Origin of the sequence: Nocardia sp. NPDC088792, assembly GCF_044750615.1 — a bacterium.
Taxonomy (GTDB): Bacteria; Actinomycetota; Actinomycetes; order Mycobacteriales; family Mycobacteriaceae; genus Nocardia.
This window is the reverse complement of record NZ_JBIVKC010000005.1, coordinates 172,667-196,890: the sequence shown is the minus strand read 5'-3', so window position 1 is coordinate 196,890 and position 24,224 is coordinate 172,667. Positions and strand designations below refer to the sequence as shown.

Sequence of the window (24,224 nt, the reverse complement as noted above, 5' to 3'; positions counted from 1 at the left end):
GGGATTTTGGCATTTGATTCGGTTGGGGCGAACGGAGATTGGGAGAGGTCAGCTCGGGTTGGTGGCTCGGGCGGACTTCTTCATTTGGTTGCCGCGGTTGATGCGGGTGACCAGTTGCGCGGTGTGCTGCTGGTCGAGGTTGTTGAAGTTGAAGACTCTGCTCTTATTGGTGGGGCTTGTGGATCCGGCGGCGCTCGGGTTGCCCGGGGTCCAGGAGGAGACGGGACGGAGGGGGGACGAGAGTGGTGCCGGCGGTTTCGGACTGGGCATGATGCCTCCCTAGCGCTCGAGGCGTTCCAGGCGGGCGTAGATGTTTGCGAGGGCGTCTACGACGGTGTGGTTGTCCAGTTGGGGCCAGCCGGCGTATTGGCCGGTGTTGCGCTGGGCGAGGCCGCAGAGTTGTTCGCGGATGTCCTTGACGTCGCTGCTGATCGGGCCGCAGAACGCGGTGATGAATTCTTTGAGCTGGGTTACTTCTGTTGGGCTCATCGGCGCTTCCTCTCCATCGATGAGGGACTGGACGTCGCGGCGGAAGGTGGGCATGTCGATGCCGGCTGGGTCGATCTTTCCTTCGCTGCTGTATTCGCGGTGGGCTACGCAATCACGGGCCGTGCGTCCGATGCGGCGGAGGATGGCGGCGCAGCCGCGTCTGTAGGCGTCGAGTTGTGCTGGTGTCCAGTCGGTTCCGTCGCCTCGGGATACTGCTTCGATGCCGATTACGTGGTAGTTGGCGTTGTTGGTGGGCCAGCCGGGCCAGGAGCCGCGGCCGGCGTGCCAGCAGACACCGGCGGCAATGACCCGGTAGGTGCCGTCGCGTTCCAGGACCAGTTGGGCCAGTGGGCCTTCCAGGTCGGGGCGGCCGTATTGGACTATGCGCCAATCGTTGGGGCCGCCGCCGGCGGTGTGGTGGCAGAGCACGCCGCGGAGGTCGGCGAAGTCGCCGTGGCCGCGGTCGCGCCAGCCGTCGTGTTCGATGACGCGGAGTCCTGCCTCACGCAGGACGTCCGCCAGCCAGATCGGATCTCCGGTCCAGGACATTCGGTTCGTCTTTCTCACCGGCCGCCCACCGGCGGCACGAAGTGCGGGTGGGCGGCCGATTTCATAGATCGCGCGCGGTCACCGCGTCGATCGCGTACCCGTAGGAGGTGCCGGCGAACGTGGTCTGGGCGGTGACGTATACGCCCCAGTTGCGGTTGTCGTCTCCGATTCCCGCAGCGCCCGCGGTATCCGTCCAGGTCACCGTCGGCGTCGACGATCCGTTCACGTAGAGGCTGTACGTGTTCCCGATCGCCGTGAATCGCGCGGTGGTCGGTGTCGGGATCGGTGCGGAAGCCCGGTCGGCGGGGTTGTTGCCTGTGACGGTTCCGATGAGAGCCGTGCTGCCGGTGACGACACCGATCACGCGGTCGCCGGTCACGGTGGACCGCAGGAAGACACCGGCACCGAGCGAATTTCCGAATATCCCGGCCGGATTCGCCAGCGCGAAGGAGACTTCCTGCGAGTCGCCGGTGAAGGCGGTGGTGTGTCTCGCGTCGTAGAAGGCGGCCGTGTTCATGGTCGGCACACCGCCCTGTACCTTGCCGCCGAGGATTCGGGGCGTGGCCGCGATGGTGACGTAGTTCGCGCCGAGACCGCCGTCGGCTCGGTTGAAGTCGTCGGTGACCTCCATGACCGTGCGCCCGGCGACAACGATCATGCCGCTCATCAGACGGTCACTCCCTTCAGGCTGACCTGCAGGCCCTTCCCGGCGGGGTTGTCGGCGGTGGTGATGAAGACGGTCAGCCGGTCGCCGACCGCGAAAGACCAAGGCGCACCGGTGGTCACGATGGTGTCTCCGGCGTGAGCGGCGGGGGCGACGGTCGCCGCGGTGCCTGCCACCGGGTTGCCGTTCTTACGCAGTTCCACGACAAGGTTGCCGGTGCCCGCGGTCTCGCCCCGATAGGTGATCGAGGTGATATTGATCGGGCGTTCGATCCGGAGCCCTTCGGGCATGACATTGCCCGCGCCTGCGACACGAGTTCCGGTGTGGGACTTGAAGGCGATGTCGTACGCCTGCCCCGCCGCGGTGGGCACACGCGCATCACCGAGGCGGCCGTCATTGTTCGCGACAGCGCCGAGTGCGGTCCGGGCCGCGGTGTCGTCGGCTGCGGTCAACAGCGTCCGGCCCATGGTCGTGACATCGCTGATCTGAGTCACCGAATGCGTATGCGGGAGCGGCATTCTGGCATCGTTCAAGCGCGGATCGTCGCCCGCGACAGCGGTGGTCGCGGTGGCGCCGATGGCCGGCGGGAAGGTGACCGGCTTGCCGGTGATGCCGGACCATTCGGTGGTGCCCGCCGGGCCGCGGATCACGACACCCTGGCCATTGGGTGTCCAGCCACCGGCCGCCGCGTGATAGACGTACAACAGTCCGTCGGCAGCCACCACATACTGCGTGCCTTCTGCCGGCGAGGCGGGCAACTGGTTGTATGTCGCGACCTGTCCGTCGATCTGGACGCCCGCGCCCCGCTCACCGCGCACGACCGCGTTACCGGCGCTGGCTGGAATCGGTGCGGCCAGCGTCAGGTCGACCAGACCGGTGGAACCGGTGTCGGGGTCGTCCGGGTTCGGACCGGCGACGTACTCCTTGACGTTGAAGCTGAACGGTTCCATGGGGATCGAGCGACCGTCGTAGTAGAGGTCGAACGACACGCGCCAGGTCCAGTCCTTCGGGTTCGTCGCGTCTCCGGGCGCGACCAGCCGCACGCCGTGCCTACCGCGCCAGGTGAGGTAACCGAATTCGTCGAGCGGGCATTCGTAGTACTCGGGCAACTGCACGTAGGTGGCGGGCGGTTGGGCAGCGCCCACCAGCACCTTGCGCGCTTCTGCGGTAAAGGTCAGAGTGCCGGTGAGCGGCACGAATTCCGGGAGGTCACCGGTGTCGGCGCCATCGGCGATATTCGCGAGGAAGCGTCCGACGACCTTTCCGTACTTCAGCGGAGGCAGTTCGGGCATGGGTCAGTCCTTTCGAACAGTAGGCAGCCGAAATCGACGTACCTGGTTGAGGAGAGCGAGCGGCCCCGCGGCGGAGGCAGTTGAATTCGCTTGTGCCGGAGTGCTACACGGGCTGTGCGTAAACGATCAGCTGAGCGTCGGCGGCGTTGACGGTGTAGCGACCCGTTCCGAGCGAGCGCTTCACGCTGGCGTAGAGAGTGACGGTCTGATTCGCGGGGACGACTCCGACATTCGAATCGGGCGTCAGGGGGTATTCGGTCTCGGGCGAGATGAACGCGAACTTGACGTTCGTGGCAGAGGTGCCATGGCCCATGGCCACCAAATCACCTGTCGGCGAGCCGATTCGAACCTCGACGTCGCATCGTGTTCGGGGCTGGGCGGTGTCGGGTCCGAAGCTGAGCCAGCCTTCGACCAGCGGGCGCCAGGCCATCGGCTGGCTCGGGATGGTGATGGACGCGACGACTTTTCTATCCTCGGTGAGCCCGGTGCCACCGTTGAATTGCGCTTGACCGATCGCCCACGGGCCGCCGAGTCGCGGGCTGGGGGTCGGCTGGAATTTGCCGATCTTGGTGTTCCAGGCCAGGACATAGTCCTGTCCGAGCGGGTGGGCGGCGTCGATGGCCACATCGGCGGAGTCCTGGATGCGGCCTGCCGCGCCCGGGTCTCCCACCGGACCGGTTGCGCCGCGGGGGAAGGTGATTTCCAGATTCTGGTTCGGAGCTGTCCCGGTGATTCGTGCGGAGGCCTTCGATCCGACTGCTCCTGCCACGGCCGAGCCGGTCAGCCGATTCGTCGCGCCGGTCGTACCGGGCCTGTTGAAGGCCTTGGCGAATGCGATGAAGTCGAGGCCGGTCCAGTAGTAGACGGCATTCTCGGCAATCACGCGCCATGCCTTGCGGGCATCCGCCGTGGTGAGCTTCAGGGCTCGCAGGGCGGCGATATCGGCCACGTCCCCCTGCCATTCCCAGGGCCAGGCCGCCGCACCTTCCGGCCCGGCCGGCCCGGCCGGACCCTGCCGCAGTTCGATCAGTGCTTCGCGGTCGACGTGTTCGATCGGGTTCACCGTGTACGGGAGCCCGACCGAATCGGCGATGCCCCGCATGGTGATCACGATGTCGTCGTCGTAAACGGTGTTCAGGTCTTCGGTCACTGTGTCACTCCGTACTCATGGTGACCGGACGAGCCCAGCAGGTGATCCGGGCGCCGCCCAGGAAGTAGTTGTAGTTCGAGCTGTTCGCGGTCCTGCGCAGCGCGACGTACAACGTGGTGGACTGTCCGGCCGGCACGACCCCGACCGAGCTGCCGGGGGTTACCCGGGTCCCGAAGTAGGGCTGGAATCGGCAGTGCCCGTCGATGCCTGCGCCGATGCCCGATCCGAGAGCCACGATCTGGCCGGTCGCCGAGCCGACGCGAACTTCGGCGTCGATGCGGGAGTCGAAGGCGCTGTTGCCGTCCGTGCTCTGGACCACGACGCCACCCGTGATGATCGGCCGCCAATCGGTGTCCTGTGCCGGAATGTTCAACCGCGCCACCGTGTTCGGGGAAGCGGAGACATTGTTCTGTGATGGGGCGTAGCCCGGACCACCGTCCCAAGCCTGGCTTTCGACGATCGACCAGGGTCCACGAATTCCGGGATAGGCACGTGGCGACCACTTGCCGATCGTCTTGTCCCACACAGGAACCGCACGATCGACATGAGTGCCGTCGGCGTAGTCGGGTGCCTTCCGGATCGGCCCGGGCCCGCCCGGATCTCCTTGCAGGCCGTCTACTCCGCGCGGGATCCGCAGATCGAGCCGCAGGTTGGGTGCGGTGCCGGTGACGGTGGCCTGGAGATCCGATCCCACCGGACCGGTCTCGACGGTCCCGATGGTCACCGTGCAGGAGTCGCCGTCCGGGCCCGCCGCACCGAAGGCGTCGGTGAAGGTGTCGAAGCCGGTTCCGTTCCAGAAGACCAGGGTGTTCCCTTCCACGACTCGCCATGCTCTGCCGGCCTGTGCAGGGCCGAGTTTCGGGGCGAGCGCGGCCAGTGCGGTCTGGTCAGCGATATCACCTTCCCACCGGAACGCCCGGCAGGGTTCACCCGCGGGACCTTTCGGGCCAATGGTGCCGGTCAGCAGTTCGAGTGAACCGTCGGCCGGGGTGACCTGCATCGACTGCACCGTGCCCGGTGCGCCGATGCCCTCGTCGATACCGCGAATGAGGGTTGATTTGAAGTATTCACCAACGGTGGACATGTGACCTCGTTCAGATGGGCTGGGCGTAGACGATCAGCGATGCGTTCGCGCGCTTGAAACCGATTGCGCCCTCGCCATTTCCGAATCGTTCGGCGGCCAGGACGATATTCGCCGGCTGACCGGAGGGAACCACCGCGAAAGCGGAAGACGGCGACAGGGTCTTTGTTGTCTGCTCGTCTCGATACGTGGGGATGATCGGCTGGTAGAAGTACACGCCGCTGCCGCCGACCGACGCGGCGACGACCTGCCCCTGGGAATGGTGCAGTCGCACCATGGTGCGCGCGAACTGAGACCCGTTGGCATCCGACTTGATGCAGAGATGTCCGTAGACGACCGGGCGCCAGCTGAAAGGCTGCGCCGGAATGCTGACGGTTCCGGCGATCAGTTGCGGTACGGCGGCTTCCTGATCGGCGGCGAAATCATCCTGGAACCAGCCCCAGGGACCGACGCCCACGGGCAGCGGTTGAGCTCTGAACTTCTGGCTCGCGCGGTGATAAGCGAAGACACCGCCGGGGATCGGAGCGGAATCCTGGTCGTAGTCAGGCGAACTCGTGATCGGACCGGAAGCCCCGGCGGGCCCCGCAGATCCCCGATAGCCGGCCGGCACGGTCACCGTCAGTTGCTGTGCACCGGTGCCGGTGAACTCGACGGCGGCCTGTGTATAGCTCGGATCTTTGCGGGTTTCGGTGACGGTGATCGTGTTTGCGGTTGCTACGGGTCCCTTCGGCCCGACCGCGTCGGGTGAATGCTGCCACGCAGCGCCCGTCCACACGTCCATACCGTTGGTGTCCAGCCGATGCCACCACTTGCCGCGATCTTCGGCGCCGAGCCCGGTGGGCCGGGCCGCAGCGGTGGGGATCTCCCCCATCTTGCGGAAAGTCGTGCGGGGCCGGCCACGCTGGCCTTGTGGACCGGCAGGGCCTTTGGGCAGGGCGAGTCCGGCTACCTCGTCGGAGACCGAGATCCGCGCGTTCAATACCGGAACCCCATCCACGTCCGGCTGCCGGGCGACGGTGAGATGGGCGGGAAAACTGATGTCCGCCATAGTGTTTCCTCCCAGCGGGATTAGAAGATGAGCAAGTCCAGGTCGGCGCCGACGTCGGTGGACAGATCCTTGATGGCTGCCGCGAAACGGCCCATCCGCTGCCAGGCCTTGACGATCGAGTCCTCTTCATCGGATCCGTCGCCGACGGTGATCTGCCAGACGGACGGTGTCTGCCGGTCGTCGGTGAACGTCAGTTCGGTGACGTAATCGGTGAAAACGTGCTCACCGACCACGAATCCGATCTGGTCGCCGAGTTCGAAGTCCCGGCCGAGCAGGTAGGGCGCGTTGTCCTCGATGGTTACCTTGTGGCTGGTGTAGCCGCGGGTCAGGTGCAGGCCCTGCCGGGCGGCGACCAGGCCGTCGAGGTTGAACGCCTTGTCGCTGCCGGTGATGTAGAGCTCGCGGAACGCGTAGGGACCAGCACGGCGTGCGCGCTCCATATCCCGGTACACCATCCAGGCGAGGAACACGTCGTTGAGCTGACCTCGATAGAGCCATCCCAGACCGATCAGCGACAGGAAGCCCTTGATGACCATTTCGACGCCGGCGTTGACCCATCCCGGGGAACGACCGCCGATGATGACATCGGTGGCGGTCGGCTTGTGCAGCGCTATCTCGGATGCGCCGATGCCGGAGTACTCGCCTTCGAAATACCACACCCACGGGAAGTTCTTGGTGGTGCCGAACTTCCCGGGCTGTCCGTAGACGGCCTCGTACTCGGTGGTGGAATTGGGATTCGGGTATCGAATCGGCGTGGTGCCGTCGTCGGCGAATTCCTCGATCCACGACTGGATTCCGTCCAGCAGCGTGCCGGTGCTACCGGTGACGCCGGATTTGTCGACCGTCTCCAGCACCACGGTCGGCTTCTCGAGGTAGAAGTACTCCGGTGCCGGCTGCTTGTCCTCACCCGGCAGAAAGAACCGGGCTGTCAGCATGACGCCGGAGTCCTCGAGCATGGGCTGGAACAGTTTGTCCGCCATATCGAATCGCGCGGAGGCCGCGCTCCATCGGCTGGTGTCGTACAGCGGATCGACCGGTACGACTGCGATCGGGAACAAGGTGTCGCCGGCGTTCCATTTCGGGGTGTTCGCACCGTCCGCGGGCGCCCAGCCCGGAGCCTGCAACCGCATCAGGTTCATCGTGAGATACGTGGTGACCAGGGTCCGGACCGGACCGAACAGGATGTGGTGCCGCGGGAACTGCGCCAGGATCGGCGCGAACGGCGAGGCCCAGCAGCAGATGGTGGCGACGTGGTTCCACGCGTGGATGGCCTCGATGTCGACGGTTTCGACACCGTTGTCATCTCGGACGATCGACGCCTTGGTGATGTAGCCGTCCCACCGGAACCCCGTGGTGTTCACGGTGATCGGGATGGTGGCGTCCTCACCGTCCTCGTTGTTGAAGAGGTGGTCGAAGTGCACCATGTCGCGCGGGCAGATCATCTTCAGGCCGCCGGCGGAGTTGCGCGGATAGGTGAACTCCAAGGAGAGGTAGCTGTGCTCCTCGCCCACCTCCTCCATGAACTTGTTCCAATAGCGCACCAGCACATCGGGATTGCGCGCCCGCTCCTGATCCGCCAGGAACTCCTCGTCCATCCGCCGTACTTCGTCCTGCGGATCCCAGGTCCCCGCGCTCATCAGAACGGCCTCGAGGATCGCGGGGTCACCGTGGCGACGAGGCTGGACGCGGTGGTGCCGCCGTCGACCTGCACGGTGATGGCGGTGGAGCTCCACGGCGCCATCGACTGCAGCCAACGGCGGCCCGCGAGCTGCGCCCACACGTTGACCGGCTTCGATGCGCCGTCGGTGTAGAGGCGAGCGGTGCGGTGGCGCGGATGGGTGTCGATGCGCAGGGTCTGGTTCGCGGTCAACGTCGGTGTCTGGACCATCCTGGTCAGGTCGCCGACGACCGGATCCAGAATCGACCAGCGTCCGGGGCCGTTCATCGTGTAACGCGGCCACACCGGCTGATCGGCGGCATTACGTATGCGGACAACACCCTGACCAATGCCGGAGGTGTTGCTCCAGACGGAAGTCTCGTCGAAGTGGTGTTCCAGTGGATCCATCGCCGTGGCGGACATCTTGTACACCGCCATGGCATTTCGGGCCGGGTCCACGTCACCCACCGGTTCCGGCGCACCGTCCAGCTGCGCCTGCTGGAATCGCCAGCCCTGATGGCGCGTGTAGTAGCCGACCGTCACCGGCTTGTCGGTGGACCAGCCTCGGAACCAGGCGTCATGGACGGCGTGGAAGTCCCGGATCGGGTCCATACCACCGTCTTTGGCCGCTCCGGAGATGACGGTGAGGAAATCCCATTCCTTCTTCGAACGCACCGAGCGCTGGAAGGTGGCACCGTCCTGGCGCGCACCTTCCGAAACCAGCAACTGCACCGGCGCGAACATGAATCCGGTTTGCTGCGACAGGCGTACGCCTTCCCGCCCGGAGTTCACTCCGGACAGATGCCATACCCGTCCGTTGACGTCCCACACGACCACTTTCGTGTCGTGGGTTTCCAAAAGTTGGTGGGTCATCGCCCGAAACCTCCTCCGCGTTGCTGGGCCACCGCCCGGCGCCGGCGAACCCGCTCTACGGCGATCGACGCGCGCTTGGGGTCCGTGCCGTTGAAGTTGTAGATATCGCCGCGGGCGGTATGACCGCCCGGGCCCGCTGCCAGGTCGGTGAGGCCGAAGCCTGTTCCGACCAGCTCTTTGACTGCGCTGCCCACCCATTCGATCGGGCGGCCGAGCTCATCACCGATTGCGCCGCCGATCATCGAACCGAGGAACTGGCCGACAACTGGGCCGAGTGGTCCGACCCATGGCGCCACCGCGGTACCGATGAAACCGCCGAGTAGACCGCCAGCGGTCGAGGCCACACCGGAGATCGCTCCTGTGACTCCACCGATCGCGCCATGCTGCTGCAGACCCTGGATACCGGATTGGAAGGCACTGAACCCGATCTGCTGTGGTGCGTCAGGTGATGTCGACGACGAAGATCCCTGCGTGCCAGTGGGACTCCACTCGATACCGGTCAGCTCGCTGAGCTTGTATCCCAGCGCGTTCGTCCAAACATGGTTGGGGTCGGCCGCGCTGTACGCCTCCCCGATCGGCTTCATCAGGTCTTTAGCGAGAGCCGAAAGACTTTGGGGGGCATCCGGTCCCAGTATCGGCGTGAGCATCGTGCCCAGGTCCTCGCCGACCTTCCGCGCGGACAGTTGGACCAGATCGGCGAGGTTTCCCTCGCTCGGGTTGTACTGGTGTGCGTTGCCGGCGAGGGACTCCGCGCCCGGCGCTTCTGCCTTTCCCGTCAGTACATCGACCCAGTTCCGACTTGTCGAGTCCTCCACCATCCGTTTCGGATCGCCCTTATCACGGACGAAGTTCTGAATGGCCATGCCGTCAGGAGGCGCGTTGGTTCTCGTCTGGTTCTCGGGAACGACATACGCCCAACCGGAAGCCAGACTTCCGTCCTCGGCACCTGGCATGTACTGCCAGAAGCCCTGGTCGACTGCGGCACCGGACGAGCCGCCACCAGTGGAGCCGGCGGGACCGGATCCATCGACGATTCGATTGTCACCACTGGCGTTGTTCGACGGTTCAGGCGCGGATCCATCGCCGCCACCGTCGCCGTAGACAGCGCCGGACGGAATTCCGCCACCGCCACCACCGGTTCCGGTCACCGAACCCGTTTGGCCGCCGACACCCGCTTGGACTGTCAAGGACGTCGACAGTTCGCCACCGAATCGAGATCCGATCAAGCGGCCCAGCTGTTCGCCGATCTTCGGAGCCAGTTCACCGGCGGGACCGAGCGCGGGCGAGATGACCGAGCCCAGGGCTTCACCCAAACGACTACCCGCGGCAGTGGCGGCGCCGGAGATCCCGGAGCTCAGAGCCGACGCCAGCGATCCGAGCTCGCCGGACGCGCCAGCGGTAGAGCCCGATGATTTTCCTGCGCCGAAGACGCCCAGCGTCGTGGACGGCGTGGCCTGGATGGACGCCGTCATCGGCACTGCCGATCCAGAGTCGTTCAGGCCCTGCGCATTCTGTACCGCTGTAGAGGCTCCGGTGCCCGGGCGAGGAGCGAACAGGCCGCCCGGTCCGAACATCGGGGCCAGCGCCGATCCCAGTGCGGCGCCGGCCCAGGAGGCCGCATCGACCGCAGCATTACCCATGCCGCCCAATGCGTCAGCGATGACGCCTTGGCCGAGCATGTCGCGCCACTGCTGGGGATCCGGTGCAGTCGTGCGGGCTGGATCAGCGCCTGCGAGACCCGGCAGCATTCCCTCCAGGAATCGCGCGGAGGGAACCCATCCGGAGTTGATGGCTTCCAGCAACGACAGAGTTTTCGCTGTCGAGGCGGCGTTGACGACGAACTCGCCTGGGGAAGCGGCCAGCCGGATCAGGTCGGATTCGCTGCCACCGGGACCGGTGATCGTCCCGCCGCCGGTGACCGTATCCCCCGGTTTGAATACCAGGCCGCCACGTGCGCGGCGGACCGGGTTCTGTCTGTCCAGCGCCGAATCATCTTGCCCGGCAGCTTCGTCCACCATGCCCTCGGTCGACGAGCCGGGCCGGTTGCCCCGTTTGGCCGGGTTGAGCAGCGTGGTCTTGGCGCTGAACTTGACGATCCGGGTTTCGGTCTCGACGTCATCGGGATCCTTGACGTCCCGCAGCAGCGCAAGTGCCTGGGCCGCCACGCGGTCGGTGAAGAAGCTCGGCACATGACCGAGCACTTCTTCGAAGGCATGCGCCAGTGCACGGAACGGACCGGACCGTCCGACAAGGGAATTCGGTACACCCGAGCCCTGGTCGGCAACGAGAATCGGGTCTCCGTCGGGCAGGGTGATGAGTGACGTTCCCGCCGAGGGTCCGCCTTCCCATAGTGCCCCGCTGGGAAGCGCGATCTTCTTCCCGGGTGCCGGTTGCCCACTGGTCGTCATCGCGAGAATGTCCGGCAGTGTCATCGCCGGTGGGCGTTGCTTGTCCACAATTCACATCCACTTTCTGGGCCGATTGCGCCCGAGCTCGGCCACCGGCGAGGAACTACTCACCCCAGCCGAGGAACTCGTTCATCCGGTCGACGCCCATCGCCGTCCCCGTCCGTTCGCGACCGGATTCGAGTCCGGGCCGCGGAATCGGCTCGGGCCGGTTGCGCCCGTTGCGGGCGTCGTCGGTCTTGGACCAGGCCAGCCAGCGCAGGCAGTCGGCCATGTCCGCCAGCAGGTACTGGTCCAACCGCCAGCGGTGCGCTTCGGGATGCAGGGTGCGCATCAAGGCCGAATCGGGCGGCAGGAACTTGACGACAGCCTTGAGGTCGCCCCAGCTCAGTGACTCGTCACCGAGCCGGCGCAGCCGTAGGCCGAGGGCTATCAGGTCGTATTCGATTGCCTCGGAATGCTCTTCGATCAGAGCATCGAGGCTCAGGATTCCCCCAGGCTGATCCCCGAGTGCGCGCGCCAGGCCTCCAGCATCTCGTGGTAGGCGTCCGGATCCATATCATCCAGGGCCGCAAGCGCTTCGGGTGTCAGTGCCAGTTCCAGCAGGGTGTACATCGCGTCCACGTCGCCCAGGCGGCGGATCCGGCGGACCAGGCCCGGCTTGAGGTAGGACAGGGACGGCAGCTGGATCTCGATGCCGTTCACCCGGTAGGAGAAGTCGTCCTTCACCTTTGCCGGAGTAGCGATCGCGATAGGAGCTTTCGGGGAAGTCATTGTTACGCAGACCCTTTCGAAGAGTTGTGAGATGGAAGTACACGGGCGTTGCAGAAAAAGGGCCCAACGGCGGCGGCGGGCCTGCGCATAGGTTTGAAGTACCGCCGCCGTTGGGGGCTTGCAGGACGGCCGAGGGCCGTCAGCGGAGAGAGCTCGAGCCTGAGAATCAGGCGGTCTTGATGCCGTCGTCCAGGTAGCGGTACGCCTTCACGCCGGCGTCATCCTTGAAGGCCTCGACGGTGATGGTGAAGCCGGCCAGCGCATTCGAGACGAACTTCTTCTCGGTCACCGAGGTGATCTTGGCGTTCGGCAGCACGATGCGCAGCTTCTTGTCCTCGTTCAACATGTCGAAGACCCAAGCGCGACGCGGCAGCGGAGTACCGGTCTCCTTGACCGTGTACAGCGTGCCGGTGGAGGAAGTGGCCGGCGTCGGGACGACATTGGTCGATCCGAAGACCTCGCCCAGGACATCCTGGTCCCACACCGCGTACAGGGTCAGACCGAAACGCACCGAGTGCTCGGTCTGCAGCTGCGCGATGATATCGGCGTTCCAGTCCTTGACGGACTCGATCTTGCGCTCACCCATCGATTCGATGCCGTCCTCGGACACATAGCCGAGCGCCTTGAACGCGGGATCGATGGTGCCGGCGGCACCGATCGGCAGCTTGGTGGCCAGCGGAGCGACCAGAACACCACCGGTAACGGCGATGTTCGGGGTGCCGGCGCCAATGAACTTGCTGGAGGGCAGAGCCATTTTCGTTATCTCCCTTGGGATTTTGCGCAGGCCCTAGGGATGTGTTCATTCAGAGTCGACTCACACGAACGTGGAGTCAGGCGAGAATCTTGCCTCGCACAATCAGGTCGGTGACGATCGTGTACCGCGGAGCGGCAGTCACCGGATCGGTATCGTTCTCCGCACCGGCATCCTCCACGTAGTCACACCACACGGAGCCGACGTACCCCGGCGCAGCAGCATTCACAATGCCCCGCACCCGAGCCGCCAAACCCGCCGCATTACCGGCGTCATCAGTGCATTCGAAAACCACCCGGGGACGATCCAGGATCAGATGAGCGCCACGACGCCCCTCCCGATCCTCCACATCAACCCGAGCCTTCCGATCATTGCGGGAAACCCGCACCATCCGCGCCGGACGCGGATCAGGAACCCTGGCAACAACTTTGGCAGTATCCGATACCGCCACCAGTTCCTTCGCCAGGAAGTCGATCAGTGTCTTCTCGATGTCAGGAAACGCAATCCGTTCGACCATCGATCAACCACCTTCCATCAGATATAAGTACGCCATGAAGATCCGGCCCCTGTAATGGTCCGCTTCAGTTCGGGAACGGAATGATCTCTTCCGTGGAAACGAGGTACGTCCAACCGCCGTCGTGCTCGTAGAGACCCAGATTGGTCGCACCTGCCGGCATCCCGACTCCTGGGTCGACGCCGATGCTCCTGATCTTCACTCGCCGAACCTGGGAACCGGCCGGATTGTATCGGGCGTAAACCCGGATCTGTTCAGAGAACTCATCTTTGGAGATCTTGTCCACCCCGATAAATCCGGGCAGATAGAACTCCATCCCAGCCAGGCTGCCGACCACACATACCGTCCTGTCGACATGGGAAGTCTTGCCGTCCTCGGCGGTGTAGTAGACATACACCGGCTGCGAACCATTGATATGCAGCTTGCCCACGGACCGCGTGCCGGCCGGCGACGAATCCGGCGACGATACGACGTTCACCGACTTGATCTGATTCAGTTTGTCAGTGTCATACACCACGGAGAAATTAGCGCCAAAACGGCCATCATCGATGGCATGCATATCATCGATATTGACGAATCCGGGGATAAACCAATTTACGTTCGGCTGAGAACGCAACGTAACAGACTTGAGCATATATGTCCTCGAGATTGTAAAGTCGTCCGCAATGGACAATAGACAATAATCAGGCAGCGCTCGGATGAAGGCGGCTACCAGCCACCCGCAGCGAGCCATTCAGCCTGAAATTCCACAGGATCGATTTCAACCGCTGTCACCCCCGACGGTTCGGAGATCTCCGCCGTTTCCCAGACCAGCACAGTGTCCGGACCATTTTGGCACTTCATCCGGCGGATTTCGGGGCAGGTCACCTTCGAGATCCAGCCAACTGAGTGCGTCATCACCCGGATTGCCGTAACCGAAGTCCGCGATAGTCTCCCCCGAGTTAATGATCTTCATGCACAACGTGAACCGCGAACCCATTCCAGGAATATGCATGAGTTCGCGCATTTCAATTAGCGCCTCCGGAAATCCTATCGGACCCCCCATGTCGCCCTGCGAACCATCCATGTTCGCGGACAGTCGATTCAAATCCCATGGTCGTTCCAGCGACCGTGTAGTTCGCATCTATCTCAACCCTGCCCGAAGGCGCATTCAGCCAGAGATGCGTAACTACATCATTGATGAGCTCTTGCTGACGCGGCATATCCGGCACTCGAACTTCTCCTCAGCTATCTATTCGGAATCTGAACCCGCTCGACCATCATTTGACAGCAATTCACGAAGTTCGGTCCAATCAGGAAGTTCAGGCCCATCAGAGTTCAACGGAATCGTTTCCGATTCAAACTCGACAGCTATCCCCAACCCCTTGAGCGCTAGAAAGAAGTCCAGACAAGCATTATCATATTCGTCACCAGCATCGAATTTTCTGCTGTCCATCAGGAAACTAGTTCCGGCGGCGGCACCCGAAGAGACCTCGATAACGCATACTTCATACCCAGGCTGACTCAGCCGTTCTCGACGCCACTTCTCCAAAGCCTCTGGCACATCCAGGCTCGTGCCGACAAAGAAAGCGTCTTCCGCGCCGCCCTTGGGCACCGCAATCGGGCCAACGATAAGTGCATCAAGTTTATCGCCCGATTTCATATATTCGACGCTGTTCCAATTGAAGACCAGGAAATCGCCGTAGTCATCATACTCCGGCACCCCCAACTCCCCGTTGAAGAACCTCAGCGTTCCGGGTTCGTCTTCAATTCTAGCCAACAACTCCCGAGCTTTGACCCGAGCGGCGGAGATATCCTCTTCTTCATTCATCTCTAATTTGTCCTCAGGAAGTGTAGCTTCTTGAAATTCTCAAGCCGCGCGAACTTGGCGTTCTGCGCATCCAAGAAAACGATACCATTCTTGTCGTGCACAACGTTGAAGACATGTCCGGTGATCGCTCCACGTCCCCGGTTCACCCTCTCGATGAAGACCACGCCACGTGAGCCCGGCCCCCATTGATTCATATATCGAACAATTTGTCGATAGCTCGACATTTCGCGCCAAACTCCGCCGAGTTCCTTCGACACGTACGTAGTTTTATCCATACTCTTGAGCGGTTCCGCGACCGACGGAGTGCCAGCCAGAGTTCGGTCGGCTGCGACGACACACCTAGTGCAGTTGAGGTCGTAACCAGGAAGACCGAGATGGAAATTCTTCGAGTTCACAGCGATCAAATTCGAATATTCTCGATTGAAGAGGAGCGAAAGAACCTTCTCGCCTGCCGACTCAGAGTGAATTGCAAGTGAATTGGGATCCGAAATACGACTTGGAACCGGCGTCGCAATATCTCGAATCGAAATGGCTCCGGCCAGACCAGTATCAGGTACCCCATGGTTCAGGCCCACTCCGAGCTCTTGCGGACGTGGTGTGACAATCGTGGCCTTCGCGGGGCCAAAGGATGTTGCCACAGCGATCTCGGCCTCAACCGACCCGTGGGTTGCTGATGCGATCGGTGAAGTGGGAGGTACTTCGGGCAGCGGCCGGGCCAGGATCGAATCCGCGCTCGGAGCTACCAATTCTGGTGGCTTTGCTACGACATTCGGGGCTACATTCAGGCCGGTAGGTGCTGGCTCCAGGGGGGGTGCGATGTGGGTGGGTGGTAGTCCGGTTCGTTGGCCGTATGTGTCGATTTGCTTGAGTAGTTGCTGGTCTTGGAATTGGCGGCTGATTCGGAGAGCGTCGGCGGCGGTGTCCGTTGCTTCGAGTGAGGCCATGAATTCCGGCGCGATCTTGCGCAGGCCCAGACCCGCACCTCTCGCCGCGGCGCTGCCGACGCCGGGGATCATCAGTACGTCGAGGCCCAGTTGTGCTGCAGCCATGGTGATTTCCCAGCCGCTGTGGTCGCCACGATCATGGGCGGCATCCCACAGCACCATCGCCGGACCGATCGTCATCTCGACCAGGGCATCGTTGAGGAACGTCTTCGGATCGACATCAGGACGGTTCATATCGATGATCTGCCGGCGAATCTCTGCGGGTGAGAACCGCGGTGGCGCGGCGTTGGTCGCGGGTTGAGTGGGGTCGATGAGCCATTGGGTTTTGTCGTCGTGCAGATACTTCTCGACAGCAGGATCTCTCCACCGAATGCCGGCATCATGCAAACGCCGAAACGCCGCCTGCTGATCGGCCCGATCGTCGTCGTTTTTTGGCTCGTAGAACGCCCACTCGAGGTCGTTGCGCTGCTCCAGCGGCGTGTATTGCGCCGCGAGCAAACGGGCTCTCGCGGCGTCGTAAGGATTGACAGGGCCGACCCAGGGGACTCGTCCCTGGTAGTAGGCCTTGATGTCATCGTTCAACTGCTGTGCGGTATAGCCCGGTTTGGGGATGAGGCGGATGTCCGGACGCGTGATCGAATCCGGCACCACACCAGGCACAACCAGCGTCGGCAGCCCACAAGAGGCAGTCGCTTGAACCTCAACCGGCCTGGGAATACCAACCTGGTCCTCGAGCCCCGGGACGCCCGGGAACAGTGATTTCGGGCCGGAATCCGCAGCAGGGCTCGTCGGGCCCGGACTGATCATCTCCTGGATCACCGGATTGACCGGCGGCGAAGGAGCTTGATAGCCAGGAATCGCCAACTCTTCCAAGGTTTTCGGAACCTTCGCAGAAGGCACCCCCGGATCACCCTCACCCGGCAGCTCATACATCTGAGTGAACGGAGACGATCGCGGCGGCTGACTCACAGCCGGAGGCGGCGGCGCAGGCGGGACAGGAGCCGGAGACTCCGGCGCAGGACGAGGCGCAGTACGCTCCTCCACCTTGCGCGGCAACTCAGGATCCGGCCTCACCAAAACCGGCGGTATGTGACCTGCCACATCCTGCAACACCACCGGCTGACCCGAAACAGCTTCCGGAACAACCGATTCAGTCAAATCCCGCGCATCCTGGAGCCGACGAAACCTCTGTGCCGCGGCAACAGGACCCGAAACAGACAAATCATGAACACGAACGTCTTCTGCGCCGTATGCGTTGTCACCACGTGCAATGGTGTTGGTGGTCAGGCGGTCCCATGCTGTTGAGCGGAGGGCGACCCACGGTGGTGGTTTCATCGTCTCGAACTGAGTAGTCGACATGGCTACGCTTCACGGGTCCGCCGGGCCTGTTCGATCCGCCGGCGGAGCTGGTCGACGAGGTCGGCGTAGGCGTCGGTTTTGGTGGGGGCCTCGACCGCTAGGCCGCGGGGGTGGGTGGCGGACCAGAGGCCGGCTTCGGTTTGGGTGACCTGGATTTGGTCGAGGTCGTAGAAGTCTTCGGGGTCGGGGGCGGGCCAGTTGCCGTTGGCGTCTTTGGTGATGTGGATGCCGGTGTCGAAGACGCCGGGTTGGCCGCCGGGGGTGGTGAGCCAGCGGATTTCTTCGAGGTCGGGGTGGAGGCGGACGCCGCGTTTTACGAGGTATTCGGCTACTCGGGTGGCTTGTTTGATGCCGGTTACTGTGGGCTCGGCCAGTTTTCGGCCTACCTGGCTTTCCCATTCCGGGAGGTGGATGACCGAAAGTTCTTCGGCTAGGGCTCGGACCTCGGGGGGTAGGTCTTCGGTTTGCTGGTTCGGCGTGAGCTTGCCGGAGAGGGATTGCTGGATGAGGGCCAGGAATTCGGGGGTGACCAGTTGGCCGGTGTCGGTTTTCGTGTACTCCGGAGGGGGCTGGTGGTTGCCGAAGCTGATGGATTCGACGACTTCCTTTTCGGGCATCGGTATCAGGGCCTTCCGGAGTGTGGGCATGAAAGAATCCCGAGCCCTTCCCCGGGCTCGGGATCTATGGATTTGGGTGGGTCCCGCCCCCGGATGAGGGGAGGGTCGGGGGCGGGACCCGTTGCGCCCCTTGTGCTGCGACCTTGTCTGCTACCGCGGACCACCTGCGGGAGACGGGCGCGCTCGAAGGGGCGGGCATGCGGCTGGCTCTGAGCCCGCGTTACTAACCTGTGGAGTGGTTTCGGGGGCCGGCCGCATGGGCTGGGGACGGCGGAGGGCCGTCAGATTTCCTCTTCGAGGGTGGCGGGGATCTTGTAGGTCGCCGGGGGTGGGTCCTGGCCGGGGACGTGGAGGCGGAGGAAGGCCAGGAGTTCGTCGATGTGGCTTTGGAGGGCGCGGATCAGGCGGATCGCGTCCCGGAAGCGGCGTTGGTCGCTGATGGCTTGGTCTTCCAGGGCGGCAACGCGTTCGCGGAGTTTGGCTACCTCGCGGGCCTGCCAGGCGGTGACGGCGCCGATGATGGTGGCGATGGCCACGCCGGTGGCTTGGATGAGTTCGGGGCTGACGGACATGGGATCAGCCCTCACCGGCCGGTTTCGAGATCGGGGTGACGGCGGGCCTGATGGCGGCGCCCGCGATTACCGGGGTGAAGAGGCCGTAGAGGGTGAGGACGGCCTCGATCCAGTGGGTGTTCACCTGGCGGCCGAGGAGGTAGGCCACGATGCCGGTGACCGCGACCAGGATCGAGCGGATTAAGGCAGGTTCGGGAACCTTGGTGATACGCATAGTGTTTCCTTCCAGCGGGAGGCGGGCGCGGTCATTGCGCTGCCTGCGGGCCGGGGTTGGCGAGGTGATTCGCCAGTCCGGCTACGGCATCCACGAGGGTGAGGTTCTCGCCCTGCGGATTCGTGCCGAGTTGGGGCCAGCCGTGGCCGTTCGGGCCGTGCAGCTGGGTCCAGATGTCGGTGACCTTGCGGTACAGGTCGGATTGTTCGGAGTCGGTCAGGGCCATGAGTCCTCCATCGGTGGGGTGCGGGGTGCCCAAGAGGCAGCACAGGTCGTCGAGGGTGCCGCGGAAGGCGTCGGCATCGACCGAATGGCCTGCGACCAGGGCGGAGTCGGTGAACTGGAGCAGGTCCACGGCCTTGCCGCCGAAGCCGTTCCAGAACGACGAGTCGTCGCCGGGGTAGAGGGCGGTCGCGGGACCGCGGCCGTTGACGTAGCTGGATTGGATGAGACCGGGGACCTGCGAGAGGTCGGGGCTGCCGATCTGCTGCCAGTACCAGCGGGGAATGTAGGACAGGTCCAGGCGGCGGCCGCAGGCGTTCAGGGCTTCGACGAAGGACCAGAAGGTCGTGATGTCACCGGAGTTCGCCTCGAAGTCGACCATGGTGGGGACGTCGCCGACGTGTTCGAGGAACAGGTCGGCCTGGGCCTCGACATCGCAATCGCCGCGCAGGTAGTGGTAGCCCGCGATGAAAAGACCGTTCGCACAGGCGGCTTCGCGGTAGGCCGGCCAGGTGGCGTCTACGAAGTAGTCGCCCTCGGTGACCTTGGCGAAGACGAAGGCGAAACCCTCGCGGGCTACCTCGGCCATATCGATGTCGGGGCCGTTGTTGTTGGAGATGTCGATGCCGAAGATCGTCACTACGGGCCTTTCGCGTGGTGGCAGCCGGATCGGTCGGGGAGTCACAGCCCGAACAGTGGGAGCAGCAGCGGAAGCAGATCACCGACCAGCTTCACGATGTCCTGGAGAACTACGAGCATTGCGTCTCACCTCCTCTCGAATAATCGGGAGTCGGGTAGCAAAAAGGCCCGCCGGCAAGCGATGTAGCCTGCGGGGCGAGCCTTGGAGGTTTCCCTCAGTGGGGAAGAAGGCGCAACTGTGGCGCTGCAATCAGTTTCACCTAAGCGATCTTGAAAGTCAAGCCCTGGTTCCGGAATTCGCGTTGACCAGCGCCGATGACCTCGAATGAGACTGGGCTACAGGCTTTTTCGAACTGCGTCGCTGACGGGTCGGGTAGGCCAGGTGGGCATCCAGCACCTCGCCGACGACATAGAGTTCCGGCCAATCGATCGCCCATGGACCCGGGACCGGGTGAATACGGCCGGCATCACGCAGGGTTTGAAGACGACGAACCGTCACGTTATGGAACTCCTCCCCCAGCTCCTTGGCCAGGGTGGCGATGCCGGAGACATTCAGGCGCGCCCGACGGGCGGCCGCGAGACCGGCGGCATCGACCGTGATCCTTTGCGGCGGAGGGCAGACGATCTGCTCGGCAGCCGCAGCGGCGGAGCGGATTTCATTCGGAGCCGTTTCCGCGCCCTCGGTCAGGGCCAAGGCGATGATATTGCGCTCCAGCCAGCGGGCGAGGCCGCCCGTCGAGGTCGGGCCCGAGTATTCGAGGGCGCGCTGTTCACAGATCAGGCGCACCCAGGAGACCAGCACGGCGTGCAACCGGTCGCGAACGGCGGCCGCCTTCGGATTGAACGGGAGCGGCTGGTCGCTGGTGCGGGAGTGCAGGCGGTAGTTGGGATCGCCGAGGCGGACGCGACCGGCGACCGCATCCTCCAGATCGGTTGCCAATTCCGGGATTTCACGCAGTACAGCAACGAGATCGCGAAGAGCATCCGTGCTCGGGTACAGCTGGTCCGACTCGTCGTACTGCATCACGCGACCTCTCGATTGATGGTTTCGGCGAGCCGGGCGGCATGCCCGAAACGCACATAGTCCTCGGTGTGGCGGCCGTCGGTCAGATAGCCGCGCGCATACGCCAGTGCGCCGGTCCAGGCGCTGACGTTCTTGGGGGTCCACCAGCGCTGGAGTCGGCGGTGGCGGGCGATGTCGATCAGGCTGCGGCCCCACCGCATCGCGGCGTCGGGGCTGGTGAGGCAGAGGTATTCGGACAGGTCCGCGATCAGGCGGAGGGCGTTTCCCGCGGGTAGGGCGGTGATCGGATCGCCTTGGGCCGCAGCCCAGAAAGCGGGGACGTTCCCGATCCAGCGCTGGCCGGCGATGCCGTAGCCGCCGGGGTCGACGCCGACGCATTGTCCTGCGGGGCGGCGGGGATCCGCGATGAGCGCGCAGGCTTCGATCTCCAGGTTCGGCCACAGTCCGCGGCCGATCTCGGCAGCCACATCGCCGGCGATTGCGGCGCCCTGCGAATATCCAGCTATCACAATTCGCCCGGGCGTGGCGGCGATGGCGGCGAGGAGCGCGGCCTTCCCCGCGGCGCTGCTCTCCGAAAACGACACGGCCCGGCCGTAATCCGCCGGGTAGGGAATCATGCGCGGCGCGAAGCGGGCGAGATCCAGCGTGCGCGCGAAGGTTTCGGTGACGGGATCACCCTGCGGCGCCCAGGTGCCGCCGAGAATCAGGACCTCGATCATGCGGCGGTGCTCCGCCCGCGGCCGCGGCGCGATCCGGTGTCCTGCGGCAGGAATTCGTCGGGGCTGCGGTTCAGGGCGTACGCGACGATTACCAGCTCGGTAACCAGGAAGGCGGCCGAGCCGGTGAGCTTCGAGGCCAGGACTGCCGTGGAGAGACCGGTGTGGGCCGAGAGCCGCACGAGGCTCATATCGGCCACGATCATCGCCTGTGACACGCGTAGGGCGATATGTCTGTTCAGCAAGTCCATACGGGGTACACTAAGGTCCATACGGACCTGTCTCAAGTCCGTATGGGACCTTTACCGGATCGTTATGCTTTATAACGATCCGCTGTGAACCTGCTTAGAGGTGTTTGCAAGAACGCCGTTCGGACTTCATGATGGTCCGTATGGAATTGCAGGACCTCCACGACGGCATCAACGGGGCAGTGGGTGATGAGCTCCGGGCCGCGCGTGCACGGCGCAGCCTCACTCGACCCCAGCTGGCCGCCGCCTCAGGCGTGGCGGTCAGTACGATTCAGCGCTTCGAAAACGGGGAGCGCTCACCCGATATGCATCAGCTCTTCGCGTTATGCACTGCACTCGGCGTCTCGCCATTGGACATCATGAACCGAGCCGTGGAGTTCGTCGAACGAACCCGGTAGCAGATCACCCAACTCCCAGCCCAGCACATTCGATGCCAGGAACAGGTCCGCAATCGTGGCCTCGCCTTGCACGATTCGCTGTGCCGTCTCGATTCCCAACCCCTCGGCCACGATCGTCAAGGCATCGTGATCGAAAATTCGAACGAACCACGCCACCAGAGCGTCTGCGGACACCGTGCAACTCCCCTTCGTAAAGATCCGCCAGCGCGGACTGCCAAAATCGACCCGATCAAGTCATGAAAAGACCGCCGACGAGTCGATGGTGGCAACCTGGCGCAACGCCGAGCCGGCTCGATCCCCATCGGACAGCAACACCCCACCGCGCGATCTCCCGACAATCGCTACGGCACGCCCACACTCAACGCATACTTCCACCTGTCCGTGATGCCCTGCGGTGCATCACCTTCGGGTAATGCTGCCGGGCGGAAGTATACACAAACGGACATTGAATTCTTGAGTTCCGCTCTTGCGCAACGGATCTAGCCATTCCACCTGCGATAGCAAGTTAACCGCGAGTTATCGCCCGCAGGAATATGGCGGAGGGAACCTTCACCAACTGTTTTCCACCTCGGCAAATGGGTTCTTCCGACCGTCAGGAGGCTTTCACCGGGTTTTTGACCACAGCATGATCAGTAGCGGGTGTTGGGCTCGGCGGGTGGGGTGGGCGTCGAGGCGGTACTCGGGGCGGCGGTGCCGCCCGGCTGTACCGGCACGGCCGGGGACACCGGGTCCGGGGATCCCTTGCGGGCGCCCAGGATTCGGAAGAGGTTGTCGAGTAACGGGGTCAGGTTGGGTGGCGGCGGGGCGGGGGTGCCGACTCGGGTGCGGGGGTTGGGCCTCGACGGGGGTTGGCCCGGGGGACGCGGGGAGGCCGGGTCCACCGTGGTCGGGGCCGTCGGGCCGGCGAGAGTTGGGTCCTGGACTGCGGGGGGCTGAGTGGGATTGGCGGGGGCGTTGGGGTCTGCCGGGACAGCGGGGGTCGGTGGAATGCCCGGAGTCGCTGGGGCATTCGGGTCGCCAGGGGTGGCGGGGTTGGCTGGGGCGGTCGGGTCCAGCTGGATGTTGGGGTCCAGCGGGGCATTCGGGTCGGGCGGGGTGTTCGGGTCGGGCGGGGTGGTGGGGTCCACCGGGGTGGGGGCTGCGGGTGGGGGTAGGAGGTCCGGAACTGTTGGGAGGGAGGGCATTCGGGGGGCGGGGAAGTCCGATACCGCGGGGCCGACCTCCATGGCGGAGGCGGGGGTGGGGGTGCTGCCGTCGGGGGCGGCGGAGTATTCGGTGCGGAGGATGTGGTTGTCGTGCACGAGGACTCGGCCGGTGGTGGCTTGGACGGCGGTGGTGGTGCGGGGGTCTTCCTTGTCGGTGCCGGGGTACATCTGGCAGTCGGTGGTGTCGCAGGTTTCGGCGTAGGAGTAGCGCTTTTCGGCTAGGGCGTAGGAGCGGGCGGCGATGGCCTGGGCTTTCAGGGCTTCGGCGCCGCCTCGGTCGGCCCAGTCGGGGACCATTTCGGCGGGGACGACGCCGCGGAGGTAGTCGTCTATGTCGACGTCGTTGACGGTGCGGGCGGCGCCGTTGTCGAGGGCTACGCCGAGGTCGCCTCGGTAGGCGTTGCCGCCGCAGATTTCGAGTTGTTCGTTGGCGGGGCGGTCGGTGCCGTCGGCGGCGGGGTAGGCCCAGGGGTCGTCGGTGTCGCCCTCCCAGAGGGTGTTGCCGTCGCAGCCCTGGGTGATGGTGACCTTGGCGCCGGTGGCGGTGGGGTCGAGATGGGCGGCCTGGCCGGGGATGACACGGCGGCCGGCTACGAAGAAGGGGGATTCGGAGATGATGTCGAGGGTTTTGTCGTCCTGGCCCTGAAGGCGGACCCGGATCGTGGCGGCGCCGATGGTGGCGAGGTCGGCGCCGGGGTAGTAGTTCGCCAGGATGCGGTCGACATTCCAGCCTTGACCGGCCAGGTCGAAGGCGCCGTTCTGGCTCATGCCGCGGCCGTGGCCGACGCCCGCGGTGGCGCGGAAGGCGCCGTCGGGCCAGGCCCAGAGCAGGCCCGCGGTGCCGCCGGTGAAGGTGACGGCGGTGACGGATAGGACGATCAGGCGGCGCCGTCGGAGGCGCCCCTGTAGGTACCCGTTCGGCATGTCATACCTGTTCTTTCGAAGGTCAGGGCTACATTCGAGTTACTCACAAACCTAATCCTCAACCATACGTTCATATTTTGTGACT

The 24,224-nt window shown here is 64.3% G+C and carries 28 protein-coding genes; 1 reads left to right on the top strand and 27 read right to left on the bottom strand.

Annotated elements, in window-relative coordinates:
- Nucleotides 1–48: 48 nt before the first annotated feature.
- The 25 genes from ACIP5Y_RS33130 to ACIP5Y_RS33010 all read right to left on the bottom strand — a co-directional run bounded on the left by ACIP5Y_RS33130 (nt 49) and on the right by ACIP5Y_RS33010 (nt 21,615).
- Nucleotides 49–270: a hypothetical protein gene (locus ACIP5Y_RS33130; protein WP_400356188.1), complete on the bottom strand. Its 222-nt coding sequence runs from the start codon at nt 268–270 to the stop codon at nt 49–51.
- A gap of 9 nt (nt 271–279) precedes the next feature.
- Nucleotides 280–1,038: an N-acetylmuramoyl-L-alanine amidase gene (locus ACIP5Y_RS33125; protein WP_400356186.1), complete on the bottom strand. Its 759-nt coding sequence runs from the start codon at nt 1,036–1,038 to the stop codon at nt 280–282.
- Between the two features lie 61 nt (nt 1,039–1,099).
- Entirely contained in the window at nt 1,100–1,705 is a 606-nt protein-coding gene (locus tag ACIP5Y_RS33120) for a hypothetical protein (protein WP_400356184.1), read from the bottom strand.
- Entirely contained in the window at nt 1,705–2,994 is a 1,290-nt protein-coding gene (locus ACIP5Y_RS33115; RefSeq protein ID WP_400356182.1) for a hypothetical protein, read from the bottom strand. The genes ACIP5Y_RS33120 and ACIP5Y_RS33115 overlap by 1 nt, the downstream gene beginning before the upstream one ends.
- 103 nt (nt 2,995–3,097) lie before the next feature.
- On the bottom strand, nt 3,098–4,144 hold the full coding sequence (locus ACIP5Y_RS33110; protein WP_400356180.1) for a hypothetical protein: 1,047 nt from the start codon (nt 4,142–4,144) through the stop codon (nt 3,098–3,100).
- Between the two features lie 4 nt (nt 4,145–4,148).
- Entirely contained in the window at nt 4,149–5,228 is a 1,080-nt protein-coding gene (locus tag ACIP5Y_RS33105) for a hypothetical protein (RefSeq protein WP_400356178.1), read from the bottom strand.
- 10 nt (nt 5,229–5,238) lie between these two features.
- On the bottom strand, nt 5,239–6,273 hold the full coding sequence (locus ACIP5Y_RS33100) for a hypothetical protein (RefSeq protein ID WP_400356176.1): 1,035 nt from the start codon (nt 6,271–6,273) through the stop codon (nt 5,239–5,241).
- Between the two features lie 20 nt (nt 6,274–6,293).
- A complete protein-coding gene (locus ACIP5Y_RS33095; RefSeq protein ID WP_400356174.1) occupies nt 6,294–7,910 on the bottom strand; it encodes a phage tail protein in 1,617 nt (538 codons plus the stop codon).
- On the bottom strand, nt 7,910–8,803 hold the full coding sequence (locus ACIP5Y_RS33090) for a phage tail protein (RefSeq protein WP_400356172.1): 894 nt from the start codon (nt 8,801–8,803) through the stop codon (nt 7,910–7,912). The genes ACIP5Y_RS33095 and ACIP5Y_RS33090 overlap by 1 nt, the downstream gene beginning before the upstream one ends.
- Nucleotides 8,800–11,211 (bottom strand): hypothetical protein, encoded by a 2,412-nt coding sequence (locus tag ACIP5Y_RS33085; RefSeq protein ID WP_400356170.1) that lies wholly within the window; start codon nt 11,209–11,211, stop codon nt 8,800–8,802. The genes ACIP5Y_RS33090 and ACIP5Y_RS33085 overlap by 4 nt, the downstream gene beginning before the upstream one ends.
- A gap of 103 nt (nt 11,212–11,314) precedes the next feature.
- A complete protein-coding gene (locus tag ACIP5Y_RS33080; protein ID WP_400356168.1) occupies nt 11,315–11,542 on the bottom strand; it encodes a DUF5361 domain-containing protein in 228 nt (75 codons plus the stop codon).
- 149 nt (nt 11,543–11,691) lie between these two features.
- Complete coding sequence (locus ACIP5Y_RS33075) at nt 11,692–11,982, bottom strand: hypothetical protein (protein ID WP_400356166.1); 291 nt, start codon at nt 11,980–11,982, stop codon at nt 11,692–11,694.
- 166 nt (nt 11,983–12,148) lie between these two features.
- Nucleotides 12,149–12,736 carry a hypothetical protein gene (locus tag ACIP5Y_RS33070; RefSeq protein WP_400356164.1) on the bottom strand — a complete coding sequence of 196 codons (588 nt, stop codon included), beginning with the start codon at nt 12,734–12,736 and terminating at the stop codon, nt 12,149–12,151.
- A 76-nt stretch (nt 12,737–12,812) separates the two neighbouring features.
- The gene (locus tag ACIP5Y_RS33065; RefSeq protein ID WP_400356162.1) at nt 12,813–13,250 is read right to left on the bottom strand and encodes a hypothetical protein; all 438 of its coding nucleotides are present in this window, start codon (nt 13,248–13,250) and stop codon (nt 12,813–12,815) included.
- 64 nt (nt 13,251–13,314) lie between these two features.
- Nucleotides 13,315–13,881: a hypothetical protein gene (locus tag ACIP5Y_RS33060; protein ID WP_400356161.1), complete on the bottom strand. Its 567-nt coding sequence runs from the start codon at nt 13,879–13,881 to the stop codon at nt 13,315–13,317.
- Between the two features lie 126 nt (nt 13,882–14,007).
- Nucleotides 14,008–14,313, bottom strand: coding sequence for a hypothetical protein (locus ACIP5Y_RS33055; RefSeq protein ID WP_400356159.1), 306 nt, complete (start codon nt 14,311–14,313; stop codon nt 14,008–14,010).
- A 165-nt stretch (nt 14,314–14,478) separates the two neighbouring features.
- Entirely contained in the window at nt 14,479–15,057 is a 579-nt protein-coding gene (locus ACIP5Y_RS33050) for a hypothetical protein (RefSeq protein WP_400356157.1), read from the bottom strand.
- Between the two features lie 2 nt (nt 15,058–15,059).
- Complete coding sequence (locus tag ACIP5Y_RS33045) at nt 15,060–16,934, bottom strand: toxin glutamine deamidase domain-containing protein (RefSeq protein WP_400356155.1); 1,875 nt, start codon at nt 16,932–16,934, stop codon at nt 15,060–15,062.
- Nucleotides 16,935–17,362: 428 nt separating this feature from the next.
- Nucleotides 17,363–18,007 (bottom strand): hypothetical protein, encoded by a 645-nt coding sequence (locus ACIP5Y_RS33040; protein ID WP_400356153.1) that lies wholly within the window; start codon nt 18,005–18,007, stop codon nt 17,363–17,365.
- Nucleotides 18,008–18,258: 251 nt separating this feature from the next.
- Nucleotides 18,259–18,549, bottom strand: a complete 291-nt coding sequence (locus ACIP5Y_RS33035; RefSeq protein ID WP_400356152.1) for a hypothetical protein — start codon at nt 18,547–18,549, stop codon at nt 18,259–18,261.
- A 4-nt stretch (nt 18,550–18,553) separates the two neighbouring features.
- Nucleotides 18,554–18,763, bottom strand: a complete 210-nt coding sequence (locus tag ACIP5Y_RS33030; RefSeq protein ID WP_400356150.1) for a hypothetical protein — start codon at nt 18,761–18,763, stop codon at nt 18,554–18,556.
- A gap of 31 nt (nt 18,764–18,794) precedes the next feature.
- A complete protein-coding gene (locus ACIP5Y_RS33025) occupies nt 18,795–19,670 on the bottom strand; it encodes a glycoside hydrolase family 25 protein (RefSeq protein ID WP_400356148.1) in 876 nt (291 codons plus the stop codon).
- A 231-nt stretch (nt 19,671–19,901) separates the two neighbouring features.
- Nucleotides 19,902–20,648 (bottom strand): hypothetical protein, encoded by a 747-nt coding sequence (locus ACIP5Y_RS33020; protein ID WP_400356146.1) that lies wholly within the window; start codon nt 20,646–20,648, stop codon nt 19,902–19,904.
- Entirely contained in the window at nt 20,648–21,367 is a 720-nt protein-coding gene (locus tag ACIP5Y_RS33015; RefSeq protein WP_400356144.1) for a hypothetical protein, read from the bottom strand. The genes ACIP5Y_RS33020 and ACIP5Y_RS33015 overlap by 1 nt, the downstream gene beginning before the upstream one ends.
- Entirely contained in the window at nt 21,364–21,615 is a 252-nt protein-coding gene (locus ACIP5Y_RS33010; protein ID WP_400356142.1) for a hypothetical protein, read from the bottom strand. The genes ACIP5Y_RS33015 and ACIP5Y_RS33010 overlap by 4 nt, the downstream gene beginning before the upstream one ends.
- A gap of 128 nt (nt 21,616–21,743) precedes the next feature.
- Between ACIP5Y_RS33010 and ACIP5Y_RS33005 the strand changes: the two genes are divergently transcribed.
- On the top strand, nt 21,744–22,010 hold the full coding sequence (locus ACIP5Y_RS33005; RefSeq protein WP_400356140.1) for a helix-turn-helix domain-containing protein: 267 nt from the start codon (nt 21,744–21,746) through the stop codon (nt 22,008–22,010).
- On the opposite strand, the gene ACIP5Y_RS33000 is transcribed toward ACIP5Y_RS33005, so the two are convergent.
- Both ACIP5Y_RS33000 and ACIP5Y_RS32995 read right to left on the bottom strand, forming a co-directional pair.
- Nucleotides 21,936–22,184: a hypothetical protein gene (locus ACIP5Y_RS33000; RefSeq protein ID WP_400356964.1), complete on the bottom strand. Its 249-nt coding sequence runs from the start codon at nt 22,182–22,184 to the stop codon at nt 21,936–21,938. The genes ACIP5Y_RS33005 and ACIP5Y_RS33000 overlap by 75 nt on opposite strands.
- 455 nt (nt 22,185–22,639) lie before the next feature.
- Nucleotides 22,640–24,139, bottom strand: coding sequence for a SpoIID/LytB domain-containing protein (locus ACIP5Y_RS32995; RefSeq protein ID WP_400356139.1), 1,500 nt, complete (start codon nt 24,137–24,139; stop codon nt 22,640–22,642).
- Nucleotides 24,140–24,224 lie beyond the last annotated feature (85 nt).